The sequence below is a fragment of the Streptomyces sp. NPDC029956 genome, assembly GCF_055574655.1.
On sequence record NZ_JBVHZJ010000063.1, the window covers coordinates 25,501 to 52,058 of the forward strand.

26 protein-coding genes and 1 pseudogene are annotated in these 26,558 nt (G+C 71.1%); 19 read left to right on the plus strand and 8 right to left on the minus strand.

Annotation, left to right across the window (positions count from 1 at the left end; genetic code table 11):
- The first annotated feature begins 38 nt into the window (after window positions 1-38).
- The 11 genes from mshD to pstB all read left to right on the plus strand — a co-directional run bounded on the left by mshD (window position 39) and on the right by pstB (window position 11,741).
- The gene (mshD, locus tag ACZ4XX_RS34045; protein WP_468511718.1) at window positions 39-965 is read left to right on the plus strand and encodes a mycothiol synthase; all 927 of its coding nucleotides are present in this window, start codon (window positions 39-41) and stop codon (window positions 963-965) included.
- 201 nt (window positions 966-1,166) lie between these two features.
- Window positions 1,167-1,553, plus strand: coding sequence for a GntR family transcriptional regulator (locus ACZ4XX_RS34050; protein ID WP_468511736.1), 387 nt, complete (start codon window positions 1,167-1,169; stop codon window positions 1,551-1,553).
- On the plus strand, window positions 1,550-2,392 hold the full coding sequence (locus ACZ4XX_RS34055) for an ABC transporter ATP-binding protein (protein WP_468511719.1): 843 nt from the start codon (window positions 1,550-1,552) through the stop codon (window positions 2,390-2,392). Before ACZ4XX_RS34050 ends, ACZ4XX_RS34055 begins: the two co-directional genes overlap by 4 nt.
- Window positions 2,389-3,372: an ABC transporter permease gene (locus ACZ4XX_RS34060; protein ID WP_468511720.1), complete on the plus strand. Its 984-nt coding sequence runs from the start codon at window positions 2,389-2,391 to the stop codon at window positions 3,370-3,372. Before ACZ4XX_RS34055 ends, ACZ4XX_RS34060 begins: the two co-directional genes overlap by 4 nt.
- A gap of 221 nt (window positions 3,373-3,593) precedes the next feature.
- A complete protein-coding gene (locus tag ACZ4XX_RS34065) occupies window positions 3,594-5,849 on the plus strand; it encodes an RNA degradosome polyphosphate kinase (RefSeq protein WP_468511721.1) in 2,256 nt (751 codons plus the stop codon).
- Window positions 5,836-6,846 carry a CHAD domain-containing protein gene (locus tag ACZ4XX_RS34070; protein WP_468511722.1) on the plus strand — a complete coding sequence of 337 codons (1,011 nt, stop codon included), beginning with the start codon at window positions 5,836-5,838 and terminating at the stop codon, window positions 6,844-6,846. Before ACZ4XX_RS34065 ends, ACZ4XX_RS34070 begins: the two co-directional genes overlap by 14 nt.
- Complete coding sequence (locus tag ACZ4XX_RS34075) at window positions 6,843-7,265, plus strand: NUDIX hydrolase (protein ID WP_468511723.1); 423 nt, start codon at window positions 6,843-6,845, stop codon at window positions 7,263-7,265. Before ACZ4XX_RS34070 ends, ACZ4XX_RS34075 begins: the two co-directional genes overlap by 4 nt.
- 379 nt (window positions 7,266-7,644) lie before the next feature.
- Window positions 7,645-8,787, plus strand: coding sequence for a phosphate ABC transporter substrate-binding protein PstS (gene pstS, locus ACZ4XX_RS34080; RefSeq protein WP_468511724.1), 1,143 nt, complete (start codon window positions 7,645-7,647; stop codon window positions 8,785-8,787).
- Between the two features lie 107 nt (window positions 8,788-8,894).
- Window positions 8,895-9,869, plus strand: a complete 975-nt coding sequence (gene pstC, locus ACZ4XX_RS34085) for a phosphate ABC transporter permease subunit PstC (RefSeq protein WP_329281174.1) — start codon at window positions 8,895-8,897, stop codon at window positions 9,867-9,869.
- A complete protein-coding gene (pstA, locus tag ACZ4XX_RS34090; protein WP_468511725.1) occupies window positions 9,866-10,939 on the plus strand; it encodes a phosphate ABC transporter permease PstA in 1,074 nt (357 codons plus the stop codon). The genes pstC and pstA overlap by 4 nt, the downstream gene beginning before the upstream one ends.
- 25 nt (window positions 10,940-10,964) lie before the next feature.
- On the plus strand, window positions 10,965-11,741 hold the full coding sequence (gene pstB, locus ACZ4XX_RS34095) for a phosphate ABC transporter ATP-binding protein PstB (protein ID WP_121830846.1): 777 nt from the start codon (window positions 10,965-10,967) through the stop codon (window positions 11,739-11,741).
- Window positions 11,742-11,983: 242 nt separating this feature from the next.
- Here the strand turns inward: pstB and ACZ4XX_RS34100 are convergent, their stop codons facing one another.
- The gene (locus tag ACZ4XX_RS34100; RefSeq protein ID WP_402083925.1) at window positions 11,984-12,982 is read right to left on the minus strand and encodes an inorganic phosphate transporter; all 999 of its coding nucleotides are present in this window, start codon (window positions 12,980-12,982) and stop codon (window positions 11,984-11,986) included.
- 6 nt (window positions 12,983-12,988) lie between these two features.
- Window positions 12,989-13,609: a DUF47 domain-containing protein gene (locus ACZ4XX_RS34105; protein WP_015035093.1), complete on the minus strand. Its 621-nt coding sequence runs from the start codon at window positions 13,607-13,609 to the stop codon at window positions 12,989-12,991.
- A 192-nt stretch (window positions 13,610-13,801) separates the two neighbouring features.
- Between ACZ4XX_RS34105 and ACZ4XX_RS34110 the strand changes: the two genes are divergently transcribed.
- A complete protein-coding gene (locus ACZ4XX_RS34110) occupies window positions 13,802-14,158 on the plus strand; it encodes a metal-sensitive transcriptional regulator (protein ID WP_389041577.1) in 357 nt (118 codons plus the stop codon).
- A gap of 70 nt (window positions 14,159-14,228) precedes the next feature.
- Here the strand turns inward: ACZ4XX_RS34110 and ACZ4XX_RS34115 are convergent, their stop codons facing one another.
- The 4 genes from ACZ4XX_RS34115 to ACZ4XX_RS34130 all read right to left on the minus strand — a co-directional run bounded on the left by ACZ4XX_RS34115 (window position 14,229) and on the right by ACZ4XX_RS34130 (window position 17,747).
- On the minus strand, window positions 14,229-14,414 hold the full coding sequence (locus ACZ4XX_RS34115; RefSeq protein ID WP_030323327.1) for a hypothetical protein: 186 nt from the start codon (window positions 14,412-14,414) through the stop codon (window positions 14,229-14,231).
- Window positions 14,415-14,541: 127 nt separating this feature from the next.
- On the minus strand, window positions 14,542-15,390 hold the full coding sequence (locus ACZ4XX_RS34120) for an SCO4651 family lipoprotein (RefSeq protein ID WP_468511726.1): 849 nt from the start codon (window positions 15,388-15,390) through the stop codon (window positions 14,542-14,544).
- A gap of 374 nt (window positions 15,391-15,764) precedes the next feature.
- Entirely contained in the window at window positions 15,765-16,487 is a 723-nt protein-coding gene (locus tag ACZ4XX_RS34125; protein ID WP_468511727.1) for a phosphatase PAP2 family protein, read from the minus strand.
- Window positions 16,488-16,718: 231 nt separating this feature from the next.
- Window positions 16,719-17,747, minus strand: coding sequence for a C40 family peptidase (locus ACZ4XX_RS34130; RefSeq protein ID WP_468511737.1), 1,029 nt, complete (start codon window positions 17,745-17,747; stop codon window positions 16,719-16,721).
- A 324-nt stretch (window positions 17,748-18,071) separates the two neighbouring features.
- Between ACZ4XX_RS34130 and ACZ4XX_RS34135 the strand changes: the two genes are divergently transcribed.
- The 6 genes from ACZ4XX_RS34135 (at window position 18,072) to ACZ4XX_RS34160 (ending at window position 25,225) form a co-directional block, all read left to right on the plus strand.
- Window positions 18,072-18,380 carry a hypothetical protein gene (locus ACZ4XX_RS34135; protein WP_017242359.1) on the plus strand — a complete coding sequence of 103 codons (309 nt, stop codon included), beginning with the start codon at window positions 18,072-18,074 and terminating at the stop codon, window positions 18,378-18,380.
- A gap of 96 nt (window positions 18,381-18,476) precedes the next feature.
- Entirely contained in the window at window positions 18,477-19,313 is an 837-nt protein-coding gene (locus ACZ4XX_RS34140; protein ID WP_468511728.1) for a DUF8175 domain-containg protein, read from the plus strand.
- On the plus strand, window positions 19,303-20,625 hold the full coding sequence (locus ACZ4XX_RS34145) for a hypothetical protein (RefSeq protein ID WP_468511729.1): 1,323 nt from the start codon (window positions 19,303-19,305) through the stop codon (window positions 20,623-20,625). The genes ACZ4XX_RS34140 and ACZ4XX_RS34145 overlap by 11 nt, the downstream gene beginning before the upstream one ends.
- Window positions 20,622-22,175 carry an SCO6880 family protein gene (locus ACZ4XX_RS34150; protein WP_468511730.1) on the plus strand — a complete coding sequence of 518 codons (1,554 nt, stop codon included), beginning with the start codon at window positions 20,622-20,624 and terminating at the stop codon, window positions 22,173-22,175. Before ACZ4XX_RS34145 ends, ACZ4XX_RS34150 begins: the two co-directional genes overlap by 4 nt.
- A gap of 20 nt (window positions 22,176-22,195) precedes the next feature.
- The gene (locus ACZ4XX_RS34155; protein WP_468511731.1) at window positions 22,196-23,596 is read left to right on the plus strand and encodes an ATP-binding protein; all 1,401 of its coding nucleotides are present in this window, start codon (window positions 22,196-22,198) and stop codon (window positions 23,594-23,596) included.
- Window positions 23,597-25,225, plus strand: a complete 1,629-nt coding sequence (locus ACZ4XX_RS34160; RefSeq protein WP_468511732.1) for a type VI secretion protein — start codon at window positions 23,597-23,599, stop codon at window positions 25,223-25,225.
- Between the two features lie 109 nt (window positions 25,226-25,334).
- Here the strand turns inward: ACZ4XX_RS34160 and ACZ4XX_RS34165 are convergent, their stop codons facing one another.
- Complete coding sequence (locus ACZ4XX_RS34165; protein WP_468511733.1) at window positions 25,335-25,814, minus strand: MarR family transcriptional regulator; 480 nt, start codon at window positions 25,812-25,814, stop codon at window positions 25,335-25,337.
- Window positions 25,815-25,911: 97 nt separating this feature from the next.
- On the opposite strand from ACZ4XX_RS34165, the gene ACZ4XX_RS34170 reads away from it, so the two are divergent.
- The gene (locus ACZ4XX_RS34170; RefSeq protein ID WP_468511734.1) at window positions 25,912-26,268 is read left to right on the plus strand and encodes an HGxxPAAW family protein; all 357 of its coding nucleotides are present in this window, start codon (window positions 25,912-25,914) and stop codon (window positions 26,266-26,268) included.
- 102 nt (window positions 26,269-26,370) lie between these two features.
- Here ACZ4XX_RS34170 and ACZ4XX_RS34175 read toward each other — a convergent pair.
- A pseudogene (locus tag ACZ4XX_RS34175) lies at window positions 26,371-26,558 on the minus strand (IS630 family transposase); the annotation flags it as partial.

Genomic DNA, 26,558 nt, shown 5'->3' on the forward strand with positions numbered 1-26,558 from the left:
TCCCCGGGGCGGCCGCGGGTCACCGTAGGCTCGGGTCCATGACTTCCGACGCGGCGCCGGCCCTCGAACCCGGACGGCAGATCCACACCTACGACGAGCTCACGCCCGAGCAGATCCAGGACGTACTGGACCTGCTGGAGGCCGCGGACCGGTCCGACGGCGTACACGCCGTCTCCGAGCAGGGCAGGCTCTACCTCCGGCACGGCGGCCGCGAGGGCGTGCGGCACTTCCTCCTCACCGTCGGCCCCCACCTGTACGGCTACGCCCAGCTGGAGGAGACCGACCCCATCGAGGCCCCGGCCGCCGAACTCGTGGTCCACCCCGGCCACCGCGGCCGCGGCCACGGCCGGGCGCTCGGCACCGCCCTGCTCGCCGCCTCCGGCAAGCGGCTCCGCGTCTGGGCGCACGGCGGGAAGTCCGCCGCCCGGCACCTCGCCCAGGTCCTCGGCCTGACGCTCTTCCGTGAACTGCGCCAGCTCCGCCGCTCCCTGACCCCGCTCGACATCCCGGAGCCGGTGTTCCCCGAGGGCGTCACCGTCCGCACCTTCGTCCCCGGCCAGGACGACGCGGCCTGGCTGGCCGTCAACTCCGCGGCCTTCGCCCACCACCCCGAGCAGGGCTCGCTCGCCCAGCGGGACCTGGACGACCGGATGGCCGAGCCCTGGTTCGACCCGAAGGGCTTCTTCCTCGCCGAGAAGGACGGCCGGCTCGTCGGCTTCCACTGGACGAAGACCCACGCCGAGGAGCAGCTCGGCGAGGTGTACGTCGTCGGCATCCTGCCCGACGCCCAGGGCGGCGGCCTCGGCAAGGCGCTCACCGCGACCGGCCTCCGGCACCTGGCGGCGCAGGGGATGCCGACGGCGATGCTGTACGTGGACGCGGACAACACGGCGGCGGTGACGGTGTACGAGCGGCTGGGCTTCGTCACGCACGAGGTGGACCTGATGTACCGCACGGAGTCGTGAGCACGGAGCCGTGAGCGGGACGTCGTCGGCGTGGCGCCGTAGGCAGGACGCCGTCGGCGTGGCGCCGTAGGCAGGACGCCGTGAACAGGGCGTCATCGGCGTGGAGTTGTCACACCTGTGACTCAGGGGGCGGTTGACACCGCCCCCTTCTTTCCACCACCCTTTCACTACTTGATTAGTGAAAGGGTGGTGGAAGCGATCGTGGTCGAGTACCGCATCGACCGGCGCAGTGGCGTCGCCACCTACCTCCAGATCGTCCAGCAGACGAAACAGGCCCTCCGGATGGGCCTCCTGGAGCCCGGCGACCGACTGCCCACCGCACGCGAGGTCGTCGAAGCGACGGCCATCAATCCCAACACGGTCCTCAAGGCCTACCGCGAGCTCGAACGCGAAGGCCTCGTCGAGGCCCGCCGCGGCCTCGGCACCTTCGTCCGCGCCACGCTCGGCACCGGCCCGGCCGACTCGCCCCTGCGCGGCGAACTCTCCGACTGGGCCCGCCGCGCCCGCACCGCCGGCCTGGACCGCGAGGACGTGTCCGCGCTCTTCACATCCGTACTGAAGGAACACTTCGAGGGGGACGACGCATGACGAGAGACGGCATCGCGCTGGAGGCCGATCTCCTGGGCAAGAAATACGGGGGAAGAACCCGCGGCTGGGCCCTGCGGGAGTGCGACTTCGCCCTCCCCACCGGCCGCGTCTGCGCCCTCGTCGGCCCCAACGGCGCCGGAAAATCCACCCTCCTGGCCCTCGCGGCCGGACTCCTCCGCCCCACCGAGGGAACCCTCCACGCCCCGGCCCGCGAACACCTCGCCTACGTCGCCCAGGACAAGCCGCTCCACCCCCGGCTCACCGTCGCCGACACCCTGCGGATGGGCCGCGAACTCAACCCCGGCCGCTGGGACGACGCCGCCGCCCGGCGCGTCCTGGCCGACACGCTCGACCCCGAGACCGTCGTACGGACCCTCTCCGGCGGCCAGCGCACCCGCGTCGCCCTCGCACTCGCCCTCGGCAAGCGACCCGAACTGCTCCTCCTCGACGAGCCGATGGCCGACCTCGACCCCCTCGCCCGGCACCAGCTGATGGGCCTGCTCATGGCCGACGCCGCCGAACGCGGCACCACCGTCGTCATGTCCTCCCACATCCTCACCGAGCTGGAGGGCGCCTGCGACCACCTCCTGCTGCTCCACGGCGGCCGGATCCGCCTCGACGGACCCGTCGACGAGCTCATCGCCGCCCACACCCTGATCACCGGCCCGGTCGCCGACCTCGCCCCGCACACGGTCGTCGAGTCCCGCACGACGGGCCGTCAACTCACCGCCCTGATACGCCGCGAAGGGCCGGTCGAAGGCCCCTGGGAGACCCGGGACCCCTCCCTCGAGGACCTCCTCCTCGCCCACCTCCGCACCACCGAAGGAGCCCCGGCATGAGCACCCTCGCCCTGAAGGGCCCCTACTGGGTGACGGTCCGCCAGTACCGCCGCACGCTGTGGCTGGTGGGGGCGGCGGTGGCCCTGTCCCTCACCGTGATCGGCGGCCTGCGGATCTGGGACGCCCAGACCCCCGACCGCTACTTCGAGGGCGGCCAGAGATACGCCCCCGACGGCAACCGCGGCTACGACGCCCTGCGGATCGCTCTCGAATACGGCGGCATGTACCTGCTCGTCCTGCCGCTGCTCGTCGGCGCCTTCGTCGCCGGCCCGCTCGTCGCCCGCGAATTCGAGTCGGGGACGTACCGGCTCTCCCTCACCCAGTCGGTGAGCCCGGCGGCCTGGCTCCGCTCCAAGCTCCTCACCACGTCCGCCGTCGCCCTCACCGCGACCCTCGCCCTCATGGGCGTCTACCAGCTCGGCTGGGGCCGCGTCTCCGGCAGCTTCAACTTCCACTGGGCCGACAGCGAACCGTACGCGGCAGGCGGCCTCGTGCTTCCCGCGTACGTCCTCGCGGCCGTCGCCGTCGGCGGGCTCATCGGCCTGCTGATCCGGCGCACCCTCGTCGCCATGGCGGCCACGGGCCTGGTCATGGGCGTGGCCCTGCTGGTCCTCGGCGCGTTCCGCTGGTCCTTCCTCCCGGTGGACACGGTCACCGGCCCCGCGGGCCCGACGCTCTGGACACCGGGGGACGGCCTGATGATGGACGCGGGGCTGCTCACGGCCTCCGGTGCCCGCTTCGACCAGTCGGTCTGCTGGGACGAGGTGAACAGGGTCCCCGGCCTGGACAGCATGCAGGACGGTGGAATGAAGCTGTTCGAGCGCTGCCTCGCCCAGCGCGGCGTCACCAGCCAGTACGTCGACTACCACCCCGAGTCACACTTCTGGCCCACCCAGCTCATCGAGGGCGGCATCCTCCTCGCCCTCGCCGCCCTGGCGGCCGTCGCCGCCTTCCGCGTCCTGCGCGCCCGGCACCCGTAACACTCCCTGAGAAACCGGGGGCGGGGCCCGCACACGGCCCCGCCCCCGATTCCCGGACGACATGTCGTCGTTACCGGCCATTCAGACGCGCTTGCGACGCTCACGCAATGAAGCGCTCCGTGACCCCGCCCGGCAGGGCGGCCCTCCCCAAAGGGAGACTTCCCTCCCCCACGGCCCGCTCCGACGCGCCCAACCACCCTTTCGCGCGGAAGAATGGGGCCATGAGCCAGCAGCCCGCCGAGGTCCCGGTCCAGTCCTCCGCCACGCCGTCCGTCCCGTCGTCCGCTCCCGCGCCCGCCGACGCGATAGCCGCACGCCGCGCGACGGTGGTGAACGGCGCCGTCGTCACCGATCTCGACGCCGACCTGGACTCCGACCCGGACACCTACGAGGACGACGGCAAGCTCGCCGACGAACTGCCGCAGGGGCGATTCCTCGACCGGGAGCGCAGCTGGCTCGCCTTCAACGAGCGCGTGCTCGAACTGGCCGAGGACCCCACCACCCCGCTCCTCGAACGGGCGAACTTCCTCGCGATCTTCGCGTCGAACCTCGACGAGTTCTTCATGGTCCGGGTCGCCGGCCTCAAGCGCCGCATCGCCACCGGCGTCGCCACCCGTTCGGCCTCCGGCCTCCAGCCCCGCGAGGTCCTGGACCTGATCTGGACGCGCTCGCGCGAACTCATGGCCCGGCACGCCGCCTGCTTCCAGCAGGACGTGGCCCCGGCCCTGGCCGACGAGGGCATCCACCTGATCCGCTGGCCCGAGCTCACGGAGAAGGAGCAGGCGCGCCTCTTCACCCTGTTCCGGCAGCAGATCTTCCCGGTCCTCACCCCGCTGGCCGTGGACCCGGCGCACCCCTTCCCGTACATCTCGGGACTCTCCCTCAACCTCGCCGTGGTCGTACGCAATCCGGTCAGCGGCCACCGGCACTTCGCGCGCGTCAAGGTGCCGCCGCTGCTGTCCCGCTTCCTGGAGGCCTCCCCGCAGCGCTACGTCCCCCTCGAGGACGTCATCGCGGCACACCTGGAGGAGCTCTTCCCCGGCATGGAGGTGCTCGCGCACCACATGTTCCGGGTGACCAGGAACGAGGACCTGGAGGTCGAGGAGGACGACGCCGAGAACCTGCTCCAGGCCCTGGAGAAGGAGCTCATGCGGCGCCGCTTCGGCCCGCCGGTACGCCTGGAGGTCGAGGAGTCCATCGACCCCTACGTCCTCGACCTGCTCGTCCGTGAGCTGAAGGTCTCCGACGCCGAGGTCTACCCGCTGCCCGGCCCGCTCGACCTCACCGGCCTCTTCGGCATCGCCGGACAGGACCGGCCGGAGCTCAAGTTCCCCAAGTTCGTGGCCGGCACCCACCGCGACCTCGCCGAGGTCGAGTCGGCGTCCGCACCGGACATCTTCGCGGCACTGCGCGAACGGGACGTCCTGCTCCACCACCCGTACGACTCCTTCTCGACGTCCGTCCAGGCCTTCCTGGAACAGGCCGCCGCCGACCCGGACGTCCTCGCGATCAAGCAGACGCTGTACCGGACCTCCGGCGACTCGCCGATAGTCGACGCCCTCATCGACGCCGCCGAGTCCGGCAAGCAGGTCCTCGTCCTCGTCGAGATCAAGGCCCGCTTCGACGAGCAGGCCAACATCAAGTGGGCGCGCAAGCTGGAAGAGGCCGGCTGCCACGTCGTGTACGGCCTCGTCGGCCTGAAGACCCACTGCAAGCTGTCGCTCGTCGTACGGCAGGAGGGCGAGCTGCTGCGCCGCTACTCCCACGTCGGCACCGGCAACTACCACCCCAAGACGGCCCGCCTCTACGAGGACCTGGGCCTGCTGACCGCCGACCCCCAGGTCGGCGCGGACCTCTCGGACCTGTTCAACCGGCTCTCCGGCTACTCCCGCCGCGAGACGTACCGGCGCCTGCTCACGGCCCCGAAGTCGCTGCGCGACGGGCTCGTCTCCCGGATCACCAAGGAGATCGCCCACCACCGCGCCGGCCGGCCCGCGTACGTCCGGATCAAGGTCAACTCGATGGTCGACGAGGCCGTCATCGACGCCTGCTACCAGGCCTCGCGGGCGGGCGTCCCGGTCGACATCTGGGTCCGCGGCATCTGCGCCGTACGCCCCGGGGTCACCGGCCTCTCGGACAACATCCGGGTCCGTTCCGTCCTCGGCCGCTTCCTGGAGCACTCCCGGATCTTCGCCTTCGGCAACGGCGGCGAACCCGAGGTGTGGTTCGGCAGCGCCGACATGATGCACCGCAACCTGGACCGCCGGATCGAGGCCCTCGTGCGGGTCTCGGACCCGGCGCACCGGGCAGCGCTCACCCGGCTCCTGGAGACCGGGATGTCCGACACCACCTCCTCCTGGCACCTCGGCCCCGACGGGAACTGGACGCGGCACGCGACCGACCCCGACGGCCGACCGCTCCGGCACGTCCAGGAGATGCTCATCGACGCGCGGAGGCGCCGGCGTGCACAACCCTGACCAGTCGCAGGACGTCTCGGCGGGCGAGGTCCTGGCCCCCTACCTGCACGCCCGGGCCGCGGACTTCCTCCGCGGCCTCCGGCTCCACCGCGAGAGCGGCTCGGACACGGCCGGATCGGAGGAGGCGGCCCGCACCCTGCGCGGCTCCGCCCGCCGCATCGGCGGGACGCTCCACACGTTCCGGCCGCTGCTCGACACGGCCTGGGCGGACCAGCTGCGCACCGAGCTCGCCTGGCTCTCGGGCACCCTCGCCCTCGAGCACGCCTGCACCTCGCGGCTGGTCCGCCTGGTGGACGCGCTGTCCCGCCTGTCGAACGGCACGGGCGGTCCGGGCGGGCTGAGCGGCAGCGGCCCCGTCCCCGCCGCCCGCGGCAGCGAGGCGGCCGGCCTCACCGTCGGCGCCGCCCGGGCGGGCGCCCTCCTGGAACGCCAGCTGACCCTGGCCCGGACGCGCGCCCACTCGGCGTCGCTCCAGGCACTGGGCTCGGCCCGCTTCCACGCGGTCGCCGACGCCGTCGCGCTCCTCGCCTCCGAGGTCCCCCTCGGCCCCGTGGGCGGCGCCCCGGCCGTCGAGGTCCTGGACGGCCCCGCCGAGGTCGCCGAGCGGCGCCTCCTGGACTCGGTGGCCGCCCTGCCGCTGACCCGCGCGGCCCACCCGTACAACGCGGACGCCCTCGCACTCGCCGCCGGGGAGAGCCAGGACGCCCCCTGGCACCAGACGCGGCTCCTGCTCCGGCTGCACCGGTACGCCACCGAGGCCCTGCACACCGGGGGCGAACCCGACGCCGTCCTGTTCGAGGCCGCCCGGGCCCTCGACCGCCACCGCGACGCCGCCGAGGCCGCGTCGGCGGCCGCCGCAGCCGCCCGCACACCCCGGATCGCCCCGGCGACCGCGTACGCCCTGGGCGTCCTCCACGCCGACCAGCGCCACGAGGTCGAGGCCTCCCGCTTCGCCTTCCAACGCGCCTGGCGGAGAACGACGGCACCCGTCCCATGACCGCCCCCACCCCCGAGCCCCCGATCCTCGCCGCCGGCTGCGTCCTCTGGCGCCCGGCGCGTTCCGGCCACGGCATCGAGATCGCCCTCGTCCACAGACCGAAGTACGACGACTGGTCCCATCCGAAGGGGAAGCGGAAGCGCGGGGAGTCGGCGGAGGACTGCGCGCTGCGCGAGGTCCTGGAGGAGACGGGCCGGCCCTGCGCGCTCGGCCCCCGCCTGCCGACGGTCCACTACACGGTGGACGGGCGCCCGAAGGAGGTCGCGTACTGGTCGGCGCGCGCCCTGGACGGCACCTTCACGCCGAGCCGCGAGGTCGACCGGCTGCTCTGGCTGCCCCCGGCCGCGGCCCGCGCCCGCCTCACCCAGCCCAGGGACCGCGAACTCCTGGACGCCGCGGTCACCACGACAACCGGCTGACCTCAGCCGACCGTCGACGGCGAGCGCCCGTGGGGTGCTCGCCGTCGACGGCGATGCCCCCGGGGAAAGGACGTGCGTCCGTGAAGCGCCCGGGCAGCGTCCGTGAAGCGGCCCGGGCAGTGCACCGCCTTCGGCTCCCGGCAGCGCCCCCCGGAGGCCACCCTCCGCGGCCGCCCGCCCGAGGGCCCCGCACCCGGCCTTACGGCACGGTTCACTTTCCGTTCACTCTGTTCCGTCGACGGCTTCACCTGTTCTGCCTAATTTCGGCCTTACACGGTGCACAGCGCTCCACGATGCACCGCCCACCGACACACGCCGCCGTAGAACGTTCAGGACACTCGGTCCGCGACAAGGCGGCTTCTGGAAGGAACACCCGAAAGTGAAGCTTTCGCGCAAGAACGGGCTTCGCGCCTCCGCGATCGGTGCCCTCGTCGTCTCCGGTGCGCTCGTCCTCTCGGCGTGTGGCTCGGACAACAACACGGAGACGCCGGCCAAGGAAGGCGGCACCACGACCTCCGCCGCCGCCTCGAACATCGCGTGCGAGGGTGCCAAGGGCCAGCTCCTCGCGGCCGGCTCCAGCGCGCAGAAGAACGCGATGGACCTCTGGGTCAAGAACTTCCAGGCCGCGTGCTCCGGTGTCGAGATCAACTACCAGGCCATCGGCTCCGGCGGCGGCATCACCAAGTTCAACCAGGGCCAGGTCGCCTTCGCGGGCTCCGACTCCGCCCTGAAGGACGAAGAGGTCACCGAGTCCCAGAAGATCTGCAAGGGCGGCAAGGGCGTCAACCTGCCCATGGTCGGCGGCCCCATCGCCATCGGCTACAAGCTGGAGGGCGTGGACAACCTGGTCCTCGACGCCTCCACCATCGCCAAGATCTTCGACAACAAGATCACCAAGTGGAACGACCCGGCGATCGCCAAGCTGAACCCGGGCGCCAAGCTCCCCGACAGCTCGATCCAGGCCTTCCACCGCTCGGACGAGTCGGGCACCACCCAGAACCTGGGCAAGTACCTCTCCACCGCGGCCGCCGCCGACTGGAAGCACGACCCGAAGTCGAAGTCGTGGCCCGCCCAGGGCGGCCAGGCCGCCAACGGCTCCTCCGGTGTCGCCACCGCGGTGAAGGACGCCGAGGGCTCCATCGGCTACTTCGAGCTCTCGTACGCCACCGCGAACAAGATCTCCACCGTCAGCATCAACACCGGCGCCGCCGCCCCGGTCGCCGCCTCCTCGGAGAACGCGTCCAAGGCCATCGCCGCCGCCAAGGTCAAGGGCACGGGCAGCGACGTCGCCCTCTCCCTCGACTACGCGACGAAGGCCGAGGGTGCCTACCCGATCGTCCTCGTCACCTACGAGATCGCCTGCGACAAGGGCAACAAGGCGGAGACCCTGCCGACCCTGAAGGCCTTCCTCAACTACACCGTCAGCGAGGAGGGCCAGAAGGTCCTCGCCGAAGCCGGCTACGCGCCGCTCCCGGCCGAGATCGCCGCGAAGGTCCGCGCGATCGTCCCCACCCTGTCCTGACCCCCGGCCGGTTCCGGCCCCCACCCAGAGGGGGCCGGAACCGGCATCCGGTGCACCGCCGCCAGGAGCCCGTACGTCCGTAGGGGCCCCGCAGACCGGAGAAGCAGATGGCTACCACCACACCAGACATAAACAGGAGCCGGAGCGCCAAGAGCGCGTCCCGCCCCGGGGACCGCATCTTCAGCGGTCTGTCCCGAGGCTCCGGCATCACCCTGCTCGTGATCATGGCCGCGATCGCCGGCTTCCTCACCTACCGCGCCGTCCTCGCGATCTCGAAGGACAGCACGAACTTCTTCACCACCTTCGAGTGGAACCCCGCCGGCGACCCGCCGGTCTTCGGCATCGCCGTCCTCGCCTTCGGCACGGTCGTCTCGTCGATCATCGCCATGGCCATCGCCGTGCCCGTCGCGATCGGCATCGCGCTCTTCATCTCGCACTACGCCCCGCGCAAGCTGGCCAAGCCGCTCGCGTACGTCGTCGACCTGCTCGCCGCCGTGCCCAGCATCATCTACGGCCTCTGGGGCGCGATCTTCCTCGTCCCGTACCTCGACGGCCTCAACAAGTGGCTCAACGAGTACTTCGGCTGGACGTACATCTTCGACAAGGCCAACGACGGCCCCGCCCGCAACCTCTTCACCGTGGGCATCCTGCTGGCGATCATGATCCTTCCGATCATCACCAACGTCACCCGTGAGGTCTTCCTCCAGGCCCCGAAGATGCACGAGGAAGCCGCGCTCGCCCTCGGCGCCACGCGCTGGGAGGTCATCCGCATGTCGGTGCTGCCCTTCGGCCGCTCCGGCATCATCTCCGCCTCCATGCTGGGCCTCGGCCGCGCACTCGGCGAGACCATGGCCGTCGCCGTGGTCCTCTCCCCCAGCTTCCTCATCTCGGGCCACCTTCTGGACCCGGGCGGCGGCACGTTCGCGCAGAACATCGCCGCCAAGTTCAACGAGGCCAACGAGTTCGGCCGGGACGCCCTGATCGCGTCCGGTCTCGTCCTCTTCGCCATCACCCTGCTGGTCAACGGCGCCGCCCGCTGGATCATCGGCCGCCGCAAGGAGTACTCGGGGGCCGCGGCATGAGCCACGCCATACAGGATCGTCCGGTCGCGACGGTCAAGCGCGCCGGTTCGCTCTCCAGCGCCCGCCTCCCCCGCTGGAGCCCGATCGCCATCGCCGCCGGCTCCATCGCCGCGGGCGTCGGCATCGGCCTCGGCGCCGGCTGGCACAGCAAGGTCCAGTGGGGCATGCTCGCCGCGCTGCTCTTCGTCGTCATCACGTACGTGCTGACGACCAAGGTCGAGGGCAGCCGCCAGGCCAAGGACCGCGTCGCCACCAGCCTCGTCTGGGTCTGCTTCGTCCTCGCCGTCATCCCGCTGCTCTCCCTCGCCTGGGTCACGATCAGCAAGGGCATGGAAGTACTCGACATGTACTTCCTGACCCACTCGATGAACGGCGTCCTCGACGCCGAGGCCGGCGGCGGTGTCTACCACGCGCTGCTCGGCACCATCGAGCAGGTCGCCATCGCGACCGTGATCGCCGCCCCGATCGGCCTCCTCACCGCCGTCTACCTCGTCGAGTACGGCGGCGGCAGGCTCGCCCAGGCCGTCACCTTCTTCGTCGACGTCATGACGGGCATCCCGTCGATCGTCGCCGGCCTCTTCATCCTCGCCACCTGGAACCTGATGCTGGGCTTCGGCCCCTCCGGTTTCGCCGGCGCGATGGCCCTCGCCATCCTGATGATGCCGGTCGTGGTCCGCTCCACCGAGGAGATGCTCAAGCTCGTCCCGAACGAGCTCCGCGAGGCCTCCCTCGCCCTCGGCATCCCCAAGTGGCGCACCATCCTGAAGGTGGTCCTCCCCACCGCGATCGGCGGCATCACCACGGGCGTCATGCTCGCGGTCGCCCGTATCACCGGTGAGACGGCCCCGGTCCTGCTCCTCGTGTTCGGTACGAAGCTCATCAACCCGAACCCCTTCGAAGGCGCTCAGTCCTCCCTGCCGCTCTACGTGTACGAGCAGTACGCGGTCGGCACCGACGCAGCCGTGTCCCGCGCATGGGCCGCAGCGCTCGTCCTGATCGCCTTCGTCATGATCCTCAACCTGGTGGCCCGCGGCATCGCCCGCTGGAAGGCCCCCAAGACCGGCCGCTGACCGCGGCACATTGGAAGTGATTCACATGGCCAAGCGCATCGACGTCAGCGGCCTCTCCGCCTACTACGGCGCCCACAAGGCGATCGACGACATCTCCATGACCGTCGAGCCCCGCTCCGTGACGGCCTTCATCGGCCCGTCCGGCTGCGGCAAGTCCACCTTCCTGCGCACCCTGAACCGGATGCACGAGGTCACCCCCGGCGGCCGCGTCGAGGGCAAGGTGATGCTGGACGACGAGAACCTGTACGGCACGAACGTCGACCCGGTCGCCGTGCGCCGTACGGTCGGCATGGTCTTCCAGCGCCCGAACCCCTTCCCCACCATGTCGATCTTCGACAACGTGGCGGCGGGCCTGCGCCTCAACGGCAAGTACAAGAAGTCGCAGCTCAACGACATCGTCGAGAAGTCCCTCAAGGGCGCCAACCTCTGGAACGAGGTCAAGGACCGCCTCAACAAGCCGGGCTCCGGCCTCTCCGGCGGTCAGCAGCAGCGTCTGTGCATCGCCCGCGCCATCGCGGTCGAGCCCGACGTCCTGCTGATGGACGAGCCCTGCTCGGCCCTCGACCCGATCTCGACGCTGGCGATCGAGGACCTGATCGGCGAGCTGAAGGAGCGCTTCACGATCGTCATCGTGACGCACAACATGCAGCAGGCCGCCCGCGTCTCGGACCGCACGGCCTTCTTCAACCTGGCGGCCGTCGGCCAGCCCGGCAAGCTGATCGAGCTCGACGACACCGAGCGCATCTTCTCGAACCCGAGCGTCCAGGCGACCGAGGACTACATCTCGGGCCGCTTCGGCTGAGCCTCGGACAGAGACTCGTCTGCGGTGCTGCATGGCGGTGCCACCGTACGACGAAGGGCCCGGCTCCCCCACAGGGGAGCCGGGCCCGACCCTTTCAAGCCATGCACCGGCCTCAGCCGAAGAACAGCTGCACCACGGAGAAGCTCGCCGCGGCGACCAGCGCCGCCGCCGGCATCGTGATACCGCGCCCCCCGGGGGGGCGCGACCCCCGGACCCCCAGCAGACAGCGGGGGGATCGCCCGTCAGCCGAAGAGCAGCTGCACCACGTAGAAGCTCGCCGCAGCGACCAGCGCCGCCGCCGGCATCGTGATGAACCAGCCGAGAATGATGTTCTTGGCGACGCCCCACCGGACCGCGTTGACCCGCTTCGTCGCGCCCACGCCCATGATCGCGGAGGTGATGACGTGGGTCGTCGAGATCGGCGCGTGGAAGAGGAACGCCGACCCGAACATGATCGACGCGCCCGTGGTCTCCGCCGCGAAACCCTGCGGCGGGTCGAGCTCGATGATCTTCCGGCCGAGCGTCCGCATGATGCGCCAGCCACCCGCGTACGTACCCAGCGAGAGCATCACGGCGCACGCGATCTTCACCCACACCGGGATGTCGTCGCCGGAGTCCTGCACATCGGCGATGACGAGGGCCATCACCACGATGCCCATCGTCTTCTGCGCGTCCTGCAGACCGTGGCCGAGCGCCATGCCGGCCGCCGACACCGTCTGCGCGATACGGAAGCCGCGCTTGGCCTTGTGCGGGTTGGCCTTGCGGAACATCCACATGATCGCGCACATCACCAGGTAACCGGCCACGAGACCGACCACCGGCGAGATGAACATCGGGATGACGACCTTGTCGAGGACGCCGCCCCAGATGACCTCCGTACCGCCGGCCAGCGCCGCACCCACCATGCCGCCGAACAGGGCGTGCGAGGAGGAGGACGGCAGACCGAAGTACCAGGTCACCAGGTTCCAGATGATCGCGCCGACCAGCGCGGCGAAGAGGATTCCCATCCCCTTGTCGCCGTGCGGCGTCTCGATCAGGCCCTCGCTGACCGTCTTGGCGACCCCGCTGCCCATGAAGGCACCGGCGAGGTTCATGACGGCGGCCATGGCCAGGGCCGCGCGAGGGGTCAGCGCACGCGTCGACACCGAGGTGGCGATGGCGTTGGCCGAGTCGTGAAAGCCGTTCGTATAGGTGAAGCCGAGCGCGACACCGATGGTCACGATCAGAGCAAAGGTGTCCACGAAGCCTCAGGACTCCTTGACCGCGATGGTCTCCACCGTGTTGGCCACGTGCTCGAACGCGTCGGCCGCCTCTTCCAGCACGTCGACGATCTGCTTGAGCTTCAGCACCTCGATGGCGTCGTACTTGCCGTTGAAGAGCGTCGCGAGCAGCTTGCGGTGGATCTGGTCCGCCTGGTTCTCCAGCCGGTTGACCTCGATCCAGTACTCGGTCAGGTTGGCCATCGTCCGCAGGTTCGGCATCGCCTCGGCGGTCAGCTCCGCCGCCCGCGCCAGCACCTCGATCTGCTGCTCGACGCCCTTGGGGAGCTCCTCGACGTTGTAGAGGACGACCAGGTCGACGGCCTCCTCCATGAAGTCCATGATGTCGTCGAGGGAGGACGCGAGGTTGTAGATGTCCTCGCGGTCGAACGGAGTGATGAACGAGGAGTTCAGCTGGTGGAAGATGGCATGGGTCGCGTCGTCGCCGGCGTGCTCCGCTGCCCGCATCCGCTCCGCGATCTCGGCCCGGGCGGAAGGCTCCGCTCCGAGCAGTTCCATCAGGAGTTTCGAGCCCGTGACGATGTTGTCCGCGGACGCGGCGAACATGTCGTAGAAGCTCGTCTCCCTGGGGGTCAGACGAAATCGCACGTGAGGTCCTCGGGGTGCTGGGTTTCGGTCAGGCTGATGCTAGGCGCATCATCCGGCCACGGCTAACCGGCGTCTCTCAGTGTCGCCCATCAGGCACAGTGAACAGCACGGGCCCCCGCCCGGATCGGCGGGGATCGGTACCATATACCCACGAGGGGTATACACCCCCTTATTGGACAACGGGAGGACGCCATGACGACCACCGAGGCGGACCAGGTCACCCCCGAGGCCGTCGAGGCCGTCGGGCCGGCCGACCACGAGCACGGCGTGCACGGTTACCACAAGCAGAAGGACGAGCACCTCAAGCGACTCCGCCGGATCGAGGGCCAGATCCGCGGTCTCCAGCGGATGGTCGACGAGGACGTCTACTGCATCGACATACTCACGCAGGTCTCCGCCTCGACGAAGGCGCTCCAGTCGTTCGCCCTCCAGCTCCTCGAGGAGCACCTGCGGCACTGCGTCGCGGAGGCGGCGACCAAGGGCGGCGAGGGCATCGACGCCAAGGTCGAGGAGGCCACGAAGGCCATCGCCCGCATGATGCGGACCTGAGGCCTCCCTCCCGCTCCTCCCCCCGCTGCACCCGCTCCTCCCGTATGCGGTGGTGAGCCGGGCCGTCCCGTCAGAGGTCCTCCACGGCCCGCTCCACCGCCACCCTCAGCACCTCGTCGATCCGGTCGGCGCTGAGCCGCTCCCCGTCCGCGGCGGACGCCGCGATGATCAGCTCGCCGCACAGTTCGATCTCGGCGAGGGCGACGCAGTCCGGGTCTGCGGTCACGGTTGCTGTACCGGGCGGGGCCACGCGCATCCACCTCTTCCTGCCGGCGTCGGTCTCCCAGCGGTCTCCCAGCGTAGGGACGGCGACACGCACCGCGCATGACACGTCCGGACCATTTGCCGATGGTCCACGCCGACACCGGGCCAGGTCAGGCCGATCAGGCCTTGATCTTCCCGGCGTAGATGTCCCGGCGGTCCGGCAGCGTCACCCGGACCGGGACCCCGAAGCCGTACAGCAGGGTCGTCGACGCGACCGCGACCGTGCGGCCCTGGTTGCTGAAGCTGAACTGGTGGCGCACCTTCCGCAGCCGCCCCTCCCCGTCGAGGTACGCGTCGAAGGGCACGGTGTCCGTGGCGAACCCTTTCGCCGCCGCGGCGAGCGCCCCCCGGAGCTGCGGCGAGGCGACCCGGGCGGCGTGCGCGATGTCCGCGACCCCCCGGTAGTGGCTGACTTTCACCCCTGCCAGATCGACCTCCCCGACGTACGTGACCTTCCGGGCGCCCCGCAGCAGCTCCGCCGCGGCGGCCGGATCGGTGGCCCCGCCCGTGACGAGGTTGCCGTCGTCGAGGGTGGTGGTGTCGACCCGCACCCACTTGTCGGCGGGCACCCCGGCCCCCCGGTTCTTCATGTAGAGGGCGCCGGGGGTGAGGAGCTCGGTGATCGGCCGGTGCTCGCTGGTCCCGGCCGGGTCCTTGGGCAGCACCACCTGGAGCCGGCCGGTACGGCGCCGGAAGTCGTAGCCGCCCTCGCCCCGGATGGTGACCCGCGTCCCGCCCGAGGCCATCTCCATGGAGGTGCTCGCCTTGGCGGTGCCGGCCTTCGTCAGTGCGTCGGGGGCGTTCCGTACGGCGAGGGCGGGGTCGGTCTTCGGCCGGGCGTCGTCGGGGGCGGCGCAGCCCGTGACCGCTCCCGCGGTCCCGACGAGGGAGCCGACCAGGACGGCGGTGACGGCGAACGCCCCGCTCCCGCGGATGCCCGGACGACCGTATCTCAGCTGCACCACCATCGCCTGCCAACCCCCAACGCCTCACCGCTGTTTGCCCGGGACACGCCCTTCCCCGGGCCCGCGGGCCCTGGGGACGCCCGATCCGCATAACGACGGTCGGGGCGTGCCGTCACGCGCAGTACGGTGGTGAGGTGCACGCGCAGCCCTCCCCCCACACCACCACGATGTCGGAGCGCGGCTCGTTCGCGCTCGCTCGCTGCAGCTGCGGCTGGACGGGACCTGCCCGCAGATCCCGGGACCGGGCCCGCACGGACGCGGCGGACCACCTCCGCGCCACGGGGACCACGGAGGGCTAGGACCTGCCGTCACGTTCGAGACCCGGGCGGCGAGGCCGCGCGGGCGGGAACGTCCGTCCGCCGGACGCCGGACGGACCCTAGGCGGCGAGGTCGTTGTGGCCGGGGCCGGAGGCCGGGCCCCCGATGCGCGGTTCGGGGATGCCGATCGCCTCCGGGTGCCGCGTCGGCTCGGCCCGGCGGGAGCGGACCAGCCCCGCGCAGCGGCCCGAGCGGGCGACGGCGGAGATCACCGGGGTGAGCAGCGCGAGGGCGAGCGGGGCGAGGAGCAGCGCCACCGCCGTACCGAGGGCGAAGCCGCCGATCACGTCGGTCGGGTAGTGGACCCCCATGTAGACCCGTGCGAAGCCCTCGGCGAGGGCGAGGCCGATCGCGGCCAGCCCGAACCTGCGGTGGGCGACGAAGACACCGACACCGAGGGCCATCGCCAGCGTGGCGTGATCGCTGACGAAGGAGAAGTCGGTCTTCCCCGCGACGAGGACCTCGAGCCCCTGATGGTCCCTGAAGGGCCTGGGGCGCTCGACGAAGCCGCGGATGGGGATGTTCACCAGGAGGGCGACGCCGGCGGCCAGCGGGGCCCAGACGAGCCCGGCGACGGCCGAGACGGAGTCGGCCAGGGTGCCGCGGCGGCGGACGCTCCACCAGCACCACAGCATGACGAGGGCCATCGCGAGCATGATCCCGTACTCGCCGACGAACTCCATGACGCGGTCGAACCACGGCGGGGCGGCCTTGGCCAGCCCGTTGATGTCGTAGAGCAGGCTGACATCGGGGTTCGAACCGTCCGATGCGAGTCCAGCCATCTGCTGAGGCCCCTTGCTCTCGTGTCTGTGTTTTCCAACCCCCGTGGTCAGAGCGGTCGGACCAAGGAACGAACCGCCTGAGGCGCACGTTCCGATCTCTCCGATGGATCATGATGACGTTATCGAAGAGTGACGGCTCACCGCAGCTCAGGGCCTGTGCATGACGGAGAGTTCCGGCCATGTCCGGTACGACCGGCGGGCGCGTACCTGCCGACGGTCCGTCTGCACCGCTCAGGCCTGCGGGAGATGGGTGGGCAGCGCCGCCGCGCCCTCCGCGGTGACCCGGGTCGCACCGAAGTAGTCCGGGGTGTCGATCCGGTCGAAACGGATCACCGCCCCGGTGCGCGGTGCGTCGATCATGTACCCGCCGCCGACGTAGATGCCGACGTGCCGAATGGCCCGCGAGTTGGTCAGGTCGTCGGAGAAGAAGACCAGGTCCCCGGGGAGCAGCTCCTCGCGCGAGGGGTGCGGTCCGGCGTTGTACTGGTCGTTGGCCACGCGCGGCAGCCGGATGCCGACGCTCTCGTACGCGGCCTGGGTGAGCCCCGAGCAGTCGAACCGGCCGTTCTGCGCGGCCGTGCCCGTACCGCCCCAGAGGTACGGGGTGCCGAGCTTCCCCTGTGCGTAGTGGATCGCACTGGCCGCCTGCCGGGAGGGATCGACACGGCCGACGGGCTGGGCGAAGCTCTTCTCCAGGGACTTGATGATGCGTACGTAGTTCCGGGTCTCGCTGATCGGCGGCACCCCGCCGTGCTTGATCACCCGGTACGCGCCCGCGTTGTACGCGGCCAGCATGTTGCTCGCCGGGTCCCCGGGCACGTTCTTCACATAGCCGGCGAGCTCGCAGTCGTACGAGGCGGCCGAGGGGATCGCGTCCTTGGGGTCCCAGATGTCCCGGTCGCCGTCCCCGTCGCCGTCCACCCCGTGACCGGCCCACGTGCCGGGGATGAACTGGGCGATGCCCCGCGCGTCGGCCGAGGAGACGGCCCGCGGGTTCCAGCCGCTCTCCTGGTAGAGCTGTGCGGCGAGCAGGGCCGGGTTGATGGCGGGGCAGAGGTTGCCCCATTTCTGCACGAGCCCCTGATAGAGCGCCGGGACGGCGCCCTTGGCGAGCCCCACGGAGCCGTTCGCGCGGCCGTCCGCGCCGCCGGCGAGACCCGCCGCCGCCGAGTACGTACCGACGACGAGCAGTGCGACGAAGCTCAGACAGACCCCGAAGGCCCCACCGGCCACCAGCCACGCCTTGCCGGCCCTACGCACCGTCAACCACCCCTCGGCTCATGGCAGTACGCCCCGGGGAACGAGTCTAGGCGGTGGGCCGCCGACACCGCCCCAAGAGTGCAACAACGACAATCATTGCCCGGAGTCACTCTCCGTGATACACAGAGTGACCATACGCGTCTTTGCATAGAAACCGGCCAGACCACCGCAGGTCAAGACGGTCAAGTCGGTCAGATGTGCGGGGATCGGGTAAAGAGAGCCGTCAAGCCGTCACACGCGAGCGGTTTCATCAGCGAAGATAGGGCGATGACCCATGCCGTCCGGCAGGGGCGACTAACTACCCATACAGGGGCGGTGAGTTACATGTACCTGGCGGCAGAAAAAGGCGACATCACCACCATCATCGGTGGAATCGCCCCGAACTGGGGCCCCTTCGGCAGCCTGGGCGCCGAGGCCAAGATCATGATCGAGGTGGTGATGGCCGTGGCCATCCTGCTCTGCCTCGGCATCGCCATCTGGGGAGCGGCCAAGCAGCGCATCGGCGCGACCGCCCTCCGCGACACCTTCAGCGCGGAACAGGGCAAGGGCCTCATCGTGGCCGGTCTGACCGGCGTCTTCATCATCGGATCCCTGGGGACGCTGTTCACCATCGTGTACGGGATGGCGGTCTGACCCCCCGTCGGACACCAACCCCCTGAGAATGCGTTCCCCAGATGTCCAGCACGACGTACTGCCCGTACCGCGAACCAGTGAGGGGGCGTTCCCGGCATGAGTCCCGGTGACGAGCACGACAGCTTCGGCGGCGTGGGCGGCTCGGGCCAGACCCGGACCCGCCTGCCCGAAGGCAACAGCGGCGACGTGTACGGCGGCGCCCGCCGCCCCGTCCGCAGCTCCCGCTCCCTCATCACGGTCGTCGGCGTGGTGGTCCTCCTCGTCGCCGCCATCGCCTTCGCCAACCGCGGCGGCGGCGACCCCGCGGACGCGGCGGGCCCCTCCTCCGACACCCCCGCCAAGACGGCCCCCACGGCGGCGACGGGCGTCCGCCCGGTCACCGGCAAGAACGGCCAGATCCCCACGGGCTACAGCCAGGACGAGCAGGGGGCGCAGAGCGCGGCGACGAACTACGCGGTGGCGCTCGGTTCTGTCGGGATGTTCCAGGACGGCCCCCGCGAGGACCTCATCCGCGCCACCCACGATCCGGCCGTCGCGGACGATCTGCTGAACCGTCTGGACATCTCCTACTCGGCCGAGTTCCTCACCGGCATCGGACTCGACGCGAACGGCGCCGCGCCCACCGGCCTCACCTTCGTGTCCCGCACCGTCCCGGTCGGCGCCAAGGTCCGCGACTACACGGACACCTCCGCGACGGTCGATGTCTGGTGCACCGGTCTCGTCGGTCTGGCCGGGACGGGCTCGACCAAGCCCGTCACGTCCACCTGGTTCACGCTCACCCAGAAACTCACCTGGGTCGACGGCGACTGGCGGATCGCGTCGTCCACCCAGAGCGAGGGCCCGACCCCGGTCAACGGCGACAACCGTGCCTCGGTCGCCGACGACATCGCCGAGGCCGTCGAGGGATACGGAGGCTTCACCTATGCCCGCTAGCCGCAGCCTGGCGGGCCGCGTGTCGGCCACGCTCACCGCCGCCTTCCTCGCCGCGCCCTTCCTGTCCCTCTCGACCGCTCAGGCCGCGCCCACCCCGACGCCGACCGCGCCCACGCCGTCCCCGAGCCCCTCGGACACCCGCTGCGATCTCATCGTGGGCCAGGCGAGAGAACTGTGCGAGCAGGGTCAGACCGGAGGCGGCGGCGCACCCGTCACCGACCCCACCTCCGCCGTCGACCCCCTCAGCTCCCTCGCCCGCGGCTTCTCCGACGCCGCCATCGCCACCATCGACTACCTCTCCAAGGCCGTCAAAGAAACCGCCGACGTCGACTTCACCAACACGGAGTTCCTCGGCCGGTACGCGATCGTCTTCGCCGCCTCCACCGTCCTCACCCTCCTCCTCTGGCTCCTCGCCGTCGCCAAGCGCGCCATCCGGGGCGTCCCCCTCACCACCGCGCTCTCCGAGGCCATCGGATTCCTCTGGCTGACGGTCCTCGCCTCCGCCTTCACCCCCCTGATCCTCTACACCGTCGTCAACGCCACGGACGCCGTCACCGAGGTCATCGCCTCCGGCACCGGCAAGCAGACCGACGTGTTCTTCGGCAGCTTCAAGGAGGCCCTCCAGAAGGGCGACAGCATCGGTGGCGGCCCCATCATGCTGATCATCGTGTCGCTGGTGACCGTCATCGCCGCGGGCGTGCTCTACCTGGAGCTCTTCCTCCGCGCCGTCATGCTGTACGTCGGCGCACTCCTCGGCGTCGTCGTCTACTCGGGCCTCGTCGACAAGAACATGTGGGGCCACGTCCGCCGCTGGGCGGGCATCATGATCGCGATCATCCTGGTCAAGCCGGTCATCGTCATCGTCCTCGGCCTGGCCGGCGCGCTCTCCTCCGGCACCGGACCCGACTCGTTCTCCGCCGTCGTCTCCGGTCTCGCGATCATCCTGCTCGCGATCTTCGCCTCTGCGATGATCTACCGCTTCGTCCCCGGCTTCGGCGACGAGATCGCCGCCTCCCGCAACAACCGCCTCCACCGCGCGGGCGAGAACGCGGCCGCCGCGGTCATCTCCTCCCCCGCCTCCCTCGTCTCCCAGGGCATCAAGACCCACAGCTCCCGCGGCGACGGAGGCGGCGGCCAGGGCTCCCAGCCCGCCCGCCCCGCCAATCCGATGTCCGGCGGCATGGCCGCCCACAGCAGCCGTGGCGGAAGCGGTGGCGGCGGCGCGACTCCTCCGCCCCCGCCCCGCAGCAGCAGTCCCACCGCGGGAACCCCGCACAGCAGCCGCAAGAACTCTGGAGGTGCAGGGCGTTGACGACCCAGTCCCAGCCGGTCGCGCCCCGCCGTACGTATCTCGTGGGCCGGGCCCGGCCGAACGCGATCGTCGGCAAGAACCGCGAGACCGGCGAGATCGCCCTGATCATCGTCGGCGCCTTCCTCGGCATGATGAGCGGACTCCTCGTCCCCCTCCTCCCCCTGCGGATCGCGCTCCTCGCCGGCCTCCCGATGCTCGCGATCGCCGCCGTGTACCTCCCGTACAAGCACCGCACGTTCTACAAGTGGTTCGAGATCAACCGCAGCTACAAGCGGATGCTCAAGCGGGGCACGGCCTACCGCTCCGTCGTCTCCGAGGCCGGCACCCGCCTCGACGGCCGCGAGGTCGAGATCGGCCCGCCGCCCGGCATCGGCCGCATCGGCTGGCTCGCCGCCCCCTTCGGCCCGGACGAGATCGCCGTCCTCCTGCACGCCGACCGCCGCACCGTCACCGCCGCCATCGAGATCGAGGGCCCCGGCGTCGGCCTGCGCGACAGCGAGGACCAGGAGGCGCTGGTCGACCGCTTCGGCACCCTCCTCAAGCACGTCGCCAACGGCGACGGCTTCGTGACCCGCCTCCAGATGCTGGCCCGTACCCTCCCCGCCGACCCGGACGCCCACGCCAAGGACGTCGGCCAGCGCGGCGACCCCCACGCGCCCGCGTGGCTCATGGAGTCGTACGAGCAGCTCCAGTCGATGGTCTCCACCTCCAGCGAGCAGCACCGCGCCTATCTCGTCGCCTGCATGCACTACACGCGCGAACTCGCCGCCGAGGCCAACGCCATGGCCCGCGCCGCCAAGCACGCCTCCGGCGCCCGCAAGCTCGACCGCGACGCCGGCCTCGCCGTCGTCATGGCCCGCGAGCTCACCGACATCTGCGCCCGCCTCGCCGAGGCCGACATCCGCGTCCGCCAGCCCCTCGGCCAGTCCCGGCTCGCCTCCCTCGTGCACTCCATGTACGACCCGGACCACCCCATCGACCACATCCAGGCCATGACGAAACGAAACGCTTGGCCCGCGGAACTGGACGCGATGGAGCCGACGTACCTCCAGGCGAAGACCCGCGAGTCCTCGACCCGCGCCCCCTGGTGCCACGCCACGGCCTGGGTGAAGGAGTGGCCGATGACCCCGGTCGGAGTCAACTTCCTCGCCCCGCTGCTCGTCCACACCCCGGACGTGATCCGCACGGTCGCCGTGACGATGGATCTGGAGCCCACCGAGGTCGCCATCGAGCGGATGCTCACCGAGAAGACCAACGACGAGGCCGACGCCAGCCGCGCCGCCAAGATGAACCGCACGGTCGACCCGCGCGACATCGCCGCGCACGGCCGGCTCGACCAGCGGGGTGAAGATCTCGCCAGTGGCGCGGCCGGAGTGAACCTGGTCGGGTACATCACGGTGTCGTCGCGTTCGCCCGAGGCCCTGGCCCGGGACAAGCGCACGATCAGGGCCTCCGCCGGCAAGTCGTATCTGAAGCTGGAGTGGTGCGACCGCGAGCACCACCGGGCCTTTGTGAACACCCTGCCGTTCGCGACCGGCATCCGCCGCTAGGGCCGAAGGGGCACAGACCCATGCGAGATCCGCTGTCCGTCCTCACCGACGCCTTCACCTCCTTCGTCTTCGGGAAGGTGGAGACGACCCGGCTGCCCGTCCGTACCTCCACGGGCCAGGCCCAGGCCGTCTATCTGCCGACCGCCGCCCCCGGGCTCGGCGACTCCGGCGTCATCATCGGCCGCGAGGTCTACAGCGGCAAGGGCTACATCTACGACCCCTTCCAGCTGTACGGGCAGCAGCTCCCCGCCCCCCACTGGCTGGTCCTCGGCGAGTCCGGCAACGGCAAGTCGGCGCTGGAGAAGACGTACGTGCTCCGCCAGCTCCGCTTCCGCGACCGGCAGGTCGTCGTCCTCGACGCCCAGGGCGAGGACGGCGTCGGCGAATGGAACCTCATCGCGCAGGAGCTGGGGATAACCCCCATCCGCCTGGACCCCATGGTCGCCAACGACTCCGGGATCCGCCTCAACCCGCTCGACCCGTCGATCACCACGACCGGGCAGCTCGCCCTGCTCCGGACGATCATCGAGGTGGCGATGGGTCACGGCCTCGACGAGCGGTCCGGCTTCGCCCTCAAGGTCGCCCACGCCCACGTCGTCGAGCACACCGCCCACCGCCAGCCGATCCTCACCGACATCGTGGAGCGGCTCCGCCATCCCGAGGCGGAATCCGCCGAGGCGATGAACGTCGACATAGACGATGTACGGGCCTGGGGCCTGGACGTCGCCCTCGTCCTGGACCGGCTGGTCGACGGTGACCTCCGGGGCATGTTCGACGGCCCGACGACCGTCGGCATCGACCTCGACGCGCCCCTGATCGTCTTCGACCTGTCCCACATCGACCGCAACTCCATCGCCATGCCGATCCTCATGGCGATCGTCGGCGTCTGGCTGGAGCACACCTGGATCCGCCCCGACCGGAAGAAGCGCATCTTCCTCGTCGAGGAGGCCTGGCACATCATCAACAGTCCCTTCGTGGCACAGCTGTTCCAGCGGCTGCTCAAGTTCGGCCGTCGCCTCGGCCTGTCCTTCGTCGCCGTCGTCCACCACCTCTCCGACGTCGTCGACGGAGCGGCGGCGAAGGAGGCCGCGGCGATCCTCAAGATGGCCTCCACCCGGACCATCTACGCCCAGAAGGCCGACGAGGCACGCAACACGGGCCGGGTCCTCGGCCTGCCGCGCTGGGCGGTCGAGATCATCCCGACCCTCACTCCCGGCATCGCGGTCTGGGACGTCAACGGCAACGTGCAGGTGGTCAAACACCTCATCACCGAACGAGAACGCCCGCTGGTCTACACGGACCGCGCCATGACGGAAGCCTCGGCCCCGTCGGGAGACCCGGACCTCGAATGGGAGACGGAGCAGCGGGCGATCCTCATCGAGCAGCAGATGAACGGCACTTCGCAGTCGACGGTGGCGTAGATGGAGACGGCACGGAAGGGCGGGGGAGGGGTCTCCGACGGGCTGCTGCTCAGCCTGTTCGGCCTCCTTCTGTGCCTCACGGTCCTGGTGTGGACGGCGACCGGCCTGGCCGGTCTGTTCTCCCACGGTGCCTGGCCGCAGGGCGTCGCCTACACGGGCACGCCCGCGGCCCTGCGTTCCCTGGCCACGGCCCCGACGGACCTCGCGGCCGCCTGGCCGGCCACCCCGCCGGGCCAGCTGTCGGGGTACGGCCTGTTCTGGGGTCTGCTGATCGGCGAGGCGATGATCCTCCTCGTCCTCGCGGTCTTCGCCCTGGGCACCCTGGCCCGCTGGCGGGCGGTGCGCGCGAGCAGGAAGGCGGGGGTGTACGGAGGGGGTGAGGAGCCGGTACGGGCGACCCGCGAGCGGGCGCGCGAGAGGCCCCCTTACGGGAAGTACCCGTACGAGAAGACCGCGTACGACGAGCCGGCCCACGAGAGGCCGCGTGAGGAACCCGTACGCGAGGAGCACGTACGCGAGGCTCCCCCGGCTGTCCCGGCGCCCCCGGCCCCCCGCCGTCCGGCGGCGACGCACGCGCCGGAGCCGCCCACGGCCCCGATCCCGACCACACCGCCGGCACCGGCCGCCGCCCCCGTCCCGGCACCGGCCCCCGTCCCGACCGCGGCACCGGCCCCGGTGGCGGCTCACGGTCCCGGCCCCACGGGCCCCGGCCGTACGTTCTACGGCCCGCCCGACGCCCGCCGCCCCGCAGCCGTCCAGGCCGTCCGGGACGCCGAGGGCGCGGTCCTGGTCGTCACCTCCGACCCCGGCCTCTGGTCCGCGACCAAGGACGCGCGCGGCAAGCTCGGCCCGGTCCTCGTCCACGACCCCGGCCACCTGTGCGACACCCCCGCGCGACTCCACTGGTCGCCGTCCGAGCGCTGCGAGGACCCGGCCGTGGCCGCCGAGCGGGCGGTCGCCCTGCTGGCTCCGGTACGTCCGCACTCCCGGCTGGACGCGGCCACCGCGGACACTGCGGAAACGCTCCTGCGCTGCTGGCTGCACGCGGCCGCCGTGGACGGACGACCGTTCCGCCAGGTCCACCGCTGGGCCCAGGGCACGGGCGCCCACGAGCCGGTACGGATCCTCCGGAGCCACCCGAAGGCGGCCTCCGGCCACGCGGGACTGCTCGAATCGGCGCTCACCGCACACCCGGAAAGCCGCCGCACGGCACAGGAACTGACGGCCCGTGCGCTGGCTTCGCTCTCCTCGGTCCACATCCGGGAGGCCTGCACCCCGAATCGAACGGATTCGCTGGCGCTGGCATCTTTCCTCCCCGAAGGGGGCACCCTCTACGTGGTGGGGGAGCCGATCGAGGATCCCCGCACCCACCCCGGCGCGATGCCGCTCCTGACGGCGCTCGCCGCAAGCGTGGTCGAGCACGGCCGCCGCATGGCCGCACGGTCATCCGACGGTCGGCTCGACCCACCAATGACCCTCGTCCTGGACGACGTCGCCGCCGTGGCCCCGCTCCCCCAGCTCCCGGAGCTCCTCGCCGGCGGTCACACCCAGGGCCTCCCGACCCTGGCCCTGATGCGCTCGCCGGAACAGGCCCGCACCAGATGGCCGGAGACCTCCCTGCGTCGCTGAGGACTCCTGAGCCACTGAGGCCCCCTGAGGACCCCCGACCCACAGAGAGCCCCTGAGCCGCCGAGGGCCCCGGAGCGGCCGAGTGCCCCTGCCCCGGCCCCCTCCCGGGTCAGAGGGCGCGGCCGCGCAGGGAGTGCAGATGGGCGCGGGCGGCCTCGGCGGCATGGGTGAACCAGTCGGCGATGACCGCGGTCTCCTCCGGGGTGTACCGGGCGAAGACGTCCTCCAGGCGGGCGTAGAACGGCTGGTACAGCGCGACGACCCGGGCGGCCGCGTCCGGGTCCGCGACCACGCGCACCCGCCGCCGGTCGGCCGGGTCGGGGGCCCGGCGGGCGTACCCGGCCTTCTCCAGACGGTTGAGCACGCCGGTCACGGCCCCCGTGGTGAGGTTGGCCCGCTCCGCAAGGTCCCCGGCCGACAGCGGATCCTCGCCGGCGCCGAGCACGTGCCCGAGGCAGGTCAGGTCGGTCACGTTGATGCCGAGGGCCTGGGCGACCTCCTGCTGGCCGATGAGGCCCAGGGCCACGTACGCGTCCATCCGATGGATCGCCTCGCCGACGGTGGCCGGGGGACGGCTCTTGCCCTCCACGCAGAGACTCCTTAGCATCTAAGTTACTTAGCTCGCGAGATAAACCGTCTCACCGATGCCTTCATCCTGCCTGCCCCGACACCCCACAGGAGCATCCATGAGCGCCCACGGCGACGTCGACCTCGGCCACACCCTGGCCGGATGGACCGGAACCGCCCTCGCCGGTCTGGGCACCACCGTCGCCGGAGCCGGAATCTGCCTCGACCGCACCTGGGCCCTGTGGCTCGGCGCGGCACTGGCCGTTCTCGCCGCCGCCACGACCTGGACCCTCCATCTGACGGGCTGGGGCAAGCCCTCCGGCCCCCGCCCCTCCGACCAGTGGGACTGGCGGGTCCGCGACACCGGCGCCCGCCACGGCCACCCCGACTGCCTCGGCTGCCGCCTCGCGGGCCGGCGCATCACGGTCACCGCCCGGACCCGCCCGCACCCCGAACCGGCCCCCGGCCACCCCTGATTCCGGCGCTGCCCCCGGGTGCACGGCCAGGTCCCGACTCACCTTCCCGTCGTCGCCCGAAGAGCAGGCGGGAGTGTGACGAGAGCAGTTCGACGACAGGACCTAGTGACCTGGTTCGGAGATCCTGTCGCAGTAGCGGCAGATGCGGTCGAGGATCTGGTCGGCGGTCTTGGTCCATTTGAAGGGCCGGGCCTGGTCGTTCCAGACCTTGATCCACTCTTCGAGCGCGGTCTTGAGGTCGTCGAGTGAGCAGAACACTCCCCGTTCCAGGCACCTGCGTTCCAACTCGG

Coding starts and splice junctions, on each gene's coding strand:
- ACZ4XX_RS34155 (WP_468511731.1), top strand. CDS start 22,196: ATGCGAGATCCGCTGTCCGTCCTCACCGACGCCTTCACCTCCTTCGTC.
- ACZ4XX_RS34120 (WP_468511726.1), bottom strand. CDS start 15,390: ATGGTGGTGCAGCTGAGATACGGTCGTCCGGGCATCCGCGGGAGCGGG.
- mshD (WP_468511718.1), top strand. CDS start 39: ATGACTTCCGACGCGGCGCCGGCCCTCGAACCCGGACGGCAGATCCAC.
- ACZ4XX_RS34060 (WP_468511720.1), top strand. CDS start 2,389: ATGAGCACCCTCGCCCTGAAGGGCCCCTACTGGGTGACGGTCCGCCAG.
- pstB (WP_121830846.1), top strand. CDS start 10,965: ATGGCCAAGCGCATCGACGTCAGCGGCCTCTCCGCCTACTACGGCGCC.
- ACZ4XX_RS34055 (WP_468511719.1), top strand. CDS start 1,550: ATGACGAGAGACGGCATCGCGCTGGAGGCCGATCTCCTGGGCAAGAAA.
- ACZ4XX_RS34135 (WP_017242359.1), top strand. CDS start 18,072: ATGTACCTGGCGGCAGAAAAAGGCGACATCACCACCATCATCGGTGGA.
- ACZ4XX_RS34170 (WP_468511734.1), top strand. CDS start 25,912: ATGAGCGCCCACGGCGACGTCGACCTCGGCCACACCCTGGCCGGATGG.
- ACZ4XX_RS34110 (WP_389041577.1), top strand. CDS start 13,802: ATGACGACCACCGAGGCGGACCAGGTCACCCCCGAGGCCGTCGAGGCC.
- ACZ4XX_RS34075 (WP_468511723.1), top strand. CDS start 6,843: ATGACCGCCCCCACCCCCGAGCCCCCGATCCTCGCCGCCGGCTGCGTC.
- ACZ4XX_RS34145 (WP_468511729.1), top strand. CDS start 19,303: ATGCCCGCTAGCCGCAGCCTGGCGGGCCGCGTGTCGGCCACGCTCACC.
- pstA (WP_468511725.1), top strand. CDS start 9,866: ATGAGCCACGCCATACAGGATCGTCCGGTCGCGACGGTCAAGCGCGCC.
- ACZ4XX_RS34125 (WP_468511727.1), bottom strand. CDS start 16,487: ATGGCTGGACTCGCATCGGACGGTTCGAACCCCGATGTCAGCCTGCTC.
- ACZ4XX_RS34065 (WP_468511721.1), top strand. CDS start 3,594: ATGAGCCAGCAGCCCGCCGAGGTCCCGGTCCAGTCCTCCGCCACGCCG.
- ACZ4XX_RS34140 (WP_468511728.1), top strand. CDS start 18,477: ATGAGTCCCGGTGACGAGCACGACAGCTTCGGCGGCGTGGGCGGCTCG.
- pstC (WP_329281174.1), top strand. CDS start 8,895: ATGGCTACCACCACACCAGACATAAACAGGAGCCGGAGCGCCAAGAGC.
- ACZ4XX_RS34115 (WP_030323327.1), bottom strand. CDS start 14,414: ATGCGCGTGGCCCCGCCCGGTACAGCAACCGTGACCGCAGACCCGGAC.
- ACZ4XX_RS34160 (WP_468511732.1), top strand. CDS start 23,597: ATGGAGACGGCACGGAAGGGCGGGGGAGGGGTCTCCGACGGGCTGCTG.